Here is a 3,607-nt window from a genome sequence, read left to right as displayed (position 1 = left end):
GGCCGGGAGCGGTTGAGGTAGGCCCGCTCGTACGGGTCGGGGACGAGGTCGGTGATATCGGCGGGGTCGAGGAAGGCGGCCACGGCGCCAGCCCGCTGCCAGGGGGTCTCGGCCTCGCGGAGCAGGAAGCCGAGGTGGCGGCCCCGCCAGTTGCGGGCCCTGCGGTCGAGGCCGTCGGCGAGTCGGGCGCGCAGTTTTTCGGGTGTCCGGCCGCTGAGCATGGGCGCGTTGGCCGGGTCGTCGGCGAACTGCCTGAGTTCTTCGGCGAGGTAGAGCCAGACGACGGCCCGGTACCGGTTGAGGTAGAACCGCACCGGCGCGACGAGCCCGAGCCGCGCGAGGCGGGAGAAGCGGGCGGGTGAGATCTTCAGGATGCCGGCCGCCTCGGCGGTGCCGACGGTGCGCACCTCTTCGAGGAAGGACTCCGGGAAGTCCGGCTGGGCGCGCAGCCGTTCGATCTCCGCGTACGGGATCCGACGGCCGCCGCCTCCCTCGTCCGGTACGGTCCGGACCCGGCCGAGGTGGACGGCGAAGTCGAACTCGCCGCGCTTGACGCCCAGTTCTTTCGCCGCGCGGCTCGGTGTGCAGGTGAGCGGGCGTGGTCGGGCGGTGGTGTGCTGAGACATGCTTGGTCTCCCCCGTGGTCTGTCGGGCTCCGCGCCGTTCGCGGTGCCCTCGGGAAAAACCGTAGCCGTTTTGCCGGATCTGCCGACAAGCCTGTGGATAACTTCCTGAACGCCCGATAATGTGCAGGTCAGCGCTCTGTGAGGGGAGTTCGTTCGGGTTGGCGGACGTCCATCGTGAGGTGTTCGCCGACGCGGCTGACGAGGAGGGTCATCTCGTAGGCGACCTGGCCCATGTCGGCTTCGGCGGCGGTGAGGACGCACAGGCAGCTGCCGGTTCCGGCGGCGGTGACGAAGAGGAGGGCGTCGTCGAACTCGACCATGGTCTGCCGGACCTGGCCTGCGCCGAAGTGGCGTCCTGAGCCCTTGGCGAGGCTGTGCAGGCCGGAGGAGACGGCGGCGAGGTGTTCGGCGTCCTCGCGGCGCAGTCCGGTGCTGGCGCCGGCCACCAGTCCGTCGGTCGTGAGGACGAGTGCGTGCCGTACGTGTTCGACGCGTTCGGTCAGGTCGTCCAGCAGCCAGTCGAGTCCCTGGTTCTGCCCCATGCTTCGCTCTCCCCGCGTACATCTCCCCGTTGGGTCCCGCCCGTGCGAGGACTTGTCCGCCACCCTTCCGCAGTTTCGGGGGCCCGAGCAAGGAGGATGGCGGCATGGCGAAGAAGATGACCGACGAGGAATGGCGGGCGTTCGTCTCGGACGGCACCCGTACCGCGAAGCTGTCCACGGTCCGGGCCGACGGGAGTCCGCACGTGGCCCCGATCTGGTTCGTGCTGGACGGGGACGATCTGGTGTTCAACACCGGCAAGGAGACCGTGAAGGGCCGCAATCTGGCGCGGGACGGCCGTGTCGCGCTGTGCGTCGACGACGACCGTCCCCCGTTCGACTACGTGATCCTCCAGGGCCGCGCGACGATCTCGGAGGATCTCGCCGAGGTCCGGCACTGGGCGGCCAGGATCGGCGCCCGCTACATGGGCGAGGACCGCGCCGAGGAGTTCGGCGCCCGCAACGGCGTACCGGGCGAGCTGCTGGTGCGGGTCGCCGTGGAGAAGGTGCTGGCGCAGAAAGCGGTGGCCGACTAGCCGCTCAGCCCACCGAGTCGAGGAGGCGGGCCGTGTGCATGCGGCCCGCGTACTCGACGAGGCGGATGAGGACCTCCTTGCCGGAGTCGCGGTCGCGCGCGTCGCACAGGACGACGGGGGTGCCCTGGTCGAGGTCGAGGGCCCGGGACACGTCGGGGGCGGCGTACGCGCGTGCGCCGGTGAAGCAGTTCACGGCGACGACGAACGGGATGTGCCGGTGCTCGAAGTAGTCGACGGCCGGGAAGCAGTCCTCCAGGCGCCGGGTGTCGGCGAGGACGACGGCGCCGAGGGCGCCTTGGGAGAGTTCGTCCCACAGGAACCAGAAGCGGTCCTGGCCGGGGGTGCCGAACAGGTAGAGGGACAGTCCGGAGCGGATGGTGATCCGGCCGAAGTCCATGGCGACGGTCGTGGTGACCTTCTGGTCGACGCCGTCGGTGTCGTCGACGGCCTGTCCGGCTTCGCTGAGCAGTTCCTCGGTGCGCAGCGGCTTGATCTCGCTGACCGCGCCCACCAGGGTCGTCTTGCCCACGCCGAACCCGCCGGCGACCAGAATCTTCAGCGCCAGCGGTGCCGTCTCGCCGGTGGCGTCGGGGTGCTCGGAGGCCATGGATCACTTCTCTCGGGGATTCCGGCGTGCGGAGGTGTCGTCCGGGGGCAGCAGGATGGCGACCGCGGTCCTTCGGCGGGAGGTTCGATCGCCATCCGTCTTTCGTGACCGTTCTTGTTCGTTTCGAGGTCCTGAGGGGCGCGAGATGCGTACGTATACGCGCGCCTGGTGACAGGTGTTCATCTACAGGGCCCGCAGCCCTTCGATGACCTCCCGCAGGATCCGTTCGTCGGGCAGGTGGGCGGGCGGTACCGGGCGGCTGACGGTGACGCGGCCCGTCTCCAGCAGGTCCCCGAGGAGGACCCGGACCACCCCGACGGGCAGGTCGGTCCCGGCGGACAGCTCCGCGACGGACTGCGTCTCGATGCGGCACAGGTCGATCAGGGCGCGGTGTTCGGGGCCGAGCGCGTGGTCGTCGTCGGCGCCGGGCGCGCCCGGGTCGAGGGTGACGAGGGCGATGAGGTCGAAGCGGACCCCGGTGGGCCCCGGCTTGGTGCGTCCGCCGGTCATGGCGTACGGCCGTACGAGGGGTCCGGCGTCGTTGTCGTACCACTGGGCGCTGGGCGGCTGGTCGTTCATCGGTGCCTCATCCGGCGGCGGGCGGGCGCGCGGTGACGCGGGGCGGGGTGTGGAGGTGTTCGCCGACGCGTTTGACGAGGCGGGCCATCTCGTAGGCGACGAGGCCGATGTCGGCGGTGGCGGCGGTCAGGACGGCGAGGCAGGAGCCGTCCCCGGCGGCGGCGACGAACAGGAAGCCGTCGTCCATCTCGACCATGGTCTGGCGCACCCCTCCGGCGCCGAAGTGCCGTCCCGCGCCCTTGGCGAGGCTGTGGAAGCCGGAGGAGACGGCGGCGAGGTGTTCGGCGTCCTCGCGGCCGAGGTCCGTGGAGGCGCCCACGGCGAGGCCGTCGTTGGACAGCACGACCGCGTGCCGTACCTCGCCGACGCGCATCACCAGGTCGTCCAGCAGCCAGTCGAGTTCCCCCGACCGCTGGGACGGCCTCGTGCCGGGGTCCTGGATCATGCGGGGTCTCCTTCGCTGCCGGTTCGCGGCCCGGCCGCGCGGCCGGGCTGTCTGCCGCCGCCGCGGGCCCAGCCCGCGCGGTAGGCGGCCATGCGGTCGCGGACGACCTCGGGGGTGCGTCCGTCGTCGCGGGTGCCGTGCGGCCGCTGCGGTTCCTCCGCGCGCGGGCCGCGCAGTTGGGGGACGAGGCTCGCCTGGCGCACGCGGCGCGGGAGGTCGTCGTCGGGTGCCGCCGGGGGTTCGGCGTCGTCCGGGGGGCGGTGCAGGCGCAGGGG

At 71.7% G+C, this 3,607-nt stretch carries 6 protein-coding genes and 1 pseudogene; 1 reads left to right on the top strand and 6 read right to left on the bottom strand.

Translation table 11 applies throughout. From position 1 onward, the window contains the following. Positions 1–626 (bottom strand): DUF6397 family protein (locus AOK24_RS00440; protein ID WP_055718011.1); only part of this gene is annotated, 626 nt, incomplete at its 3' end. A 128-nt stretch (positions 627–754) separates the two neighbouring features. Continuing rightward, on the bottom strand, positions 755–1,168 hold the full coding sequence (locus AOK24_RS00435; RefSeq protein WP_055718010.1) for a roadblock/LC7 domain-containing protein: 414 nt from the start codon (positions 1,166–1,168) through the stop codon (positions 755–757). Positions 1,169–1,272: 104 nt separating this feature from the next. On the opposite strand from AOK24_RS00435, the gene AOK24_RS00430 reads away from it, so the two are divergent. Continuing rightward, on the top strand, positions 1,273–1,701 hold the full coding sequence (locus AOK24_RS00430) for a PPOX class F420-dependent oxidoreductase (RefSeq protein WP_055718009.1): 429 nt from the start codon (positions 1,273–1,275) through the stop codon (positions 1,699–1,701). A 4-nt stretch (positions 1,702–1,705) separates the two neighbouring features. On the opposite strand, the gene AOK24_RS00425 is transcribed toward AOK24_RS00430, so the two are convergent. From AOK24_RS00425 to AOK24_RS00410, 4 genes and pseudogenes are all read right to left on the bottom strand, one after another. Further along, the gene (locus AOK24_RS00425) at positions 1,706–2,308 is read right to left on the bottom strand and encodes a GTP-binding protein (protein ID WP_055718008.1); all 603 of its coding nucleotides are present in this window, start codon (positions 2,306–2,308) and stop codon (positions 1,706–1,708) included. Between the two features lie 183 nt (positions 2,309–2,491). After that, positions 2,492–2,887, bottom strand: a complete 396-nt coding sequence (locus AOK24_RS00420) for a DUF742 domain-containing protein (RefSeq protein ID WP_010355427.1) — start codon at positions 2,885–2,887, stop codon at positions 2,492–2,494. Positions 2,888–2,894: 7 nt separating this feature from the next. Then, on the bottom strand, positions 2,895–3,332 hold the full coding sequence (locus AOK24_RS00415) for a roadblock/LC7 domain-containing protein (RefSeq protein ID WP_055718007.1): 438 nt from the start codon (positions 3,330–3,332) through the stop codon (positions 2,895–2,897). Then, positions 3,329–3,607, bottom strand: a pseudogene (locus AOK24_RS00410) (ATPase); the annotation flags it as partial. The gene AOK24_RS00415 and the pseudogene AOK24_RS00410, both read right to left, overlap by 4 nt.

It is taken from the genome of Streptomyces niveiscabiei (assembly GCF_001419795.1).
Taxonomy (GTDB): Bacteria; Actinomycetota; Actinomycetes; order Streptomycetales; family Streptomycetaceae; genus Streptomyces; species Streptomyces niveiscabiei.
This window is presented reverse-complemented; position numbering and strand designations above follow the sequence as displayed.

Bases quoted from the DNA above. Each gene is read 5' to 3' on its own strand.
- AOK24_RS00435 (WP_055718010.1), bottom strand. From the start codon at position 1,168: ATGGGGCAGAACCAGGGACTCGACTGGCTGCTGGACGACCTGACCGAA.
- AOK24_RS00430 (WP_055718009.1), top strand. From the start codon at position 1,273: ATGGCGAAGAAGATGACCGACGAGGAATGGCGGGCGTTCGTCTCGGAC.
- AOK24_RS00425 (WP_055718008.1), bottom strand. From the start codon at position 2,308: ATGGCCTCCGAGCACCCCGACGCCACCGGCGAGACGGCACCGCTGGCG.
- AOK24_RS00420 (WP_010355427.1), bottom strand. From the start codon at position 2,887: ATGAACGACCAGCCGCCCAGCGCCCAGTGGTACGACAACGACGCCGGA.
- AOK24_RS00415 (WP_055718007.1), bottom strand. From the start codon at position 3,332: ATGATCCAGGACCCCGGCACGAGGCCGTCCCAGCGGTCGGGGGAACTC.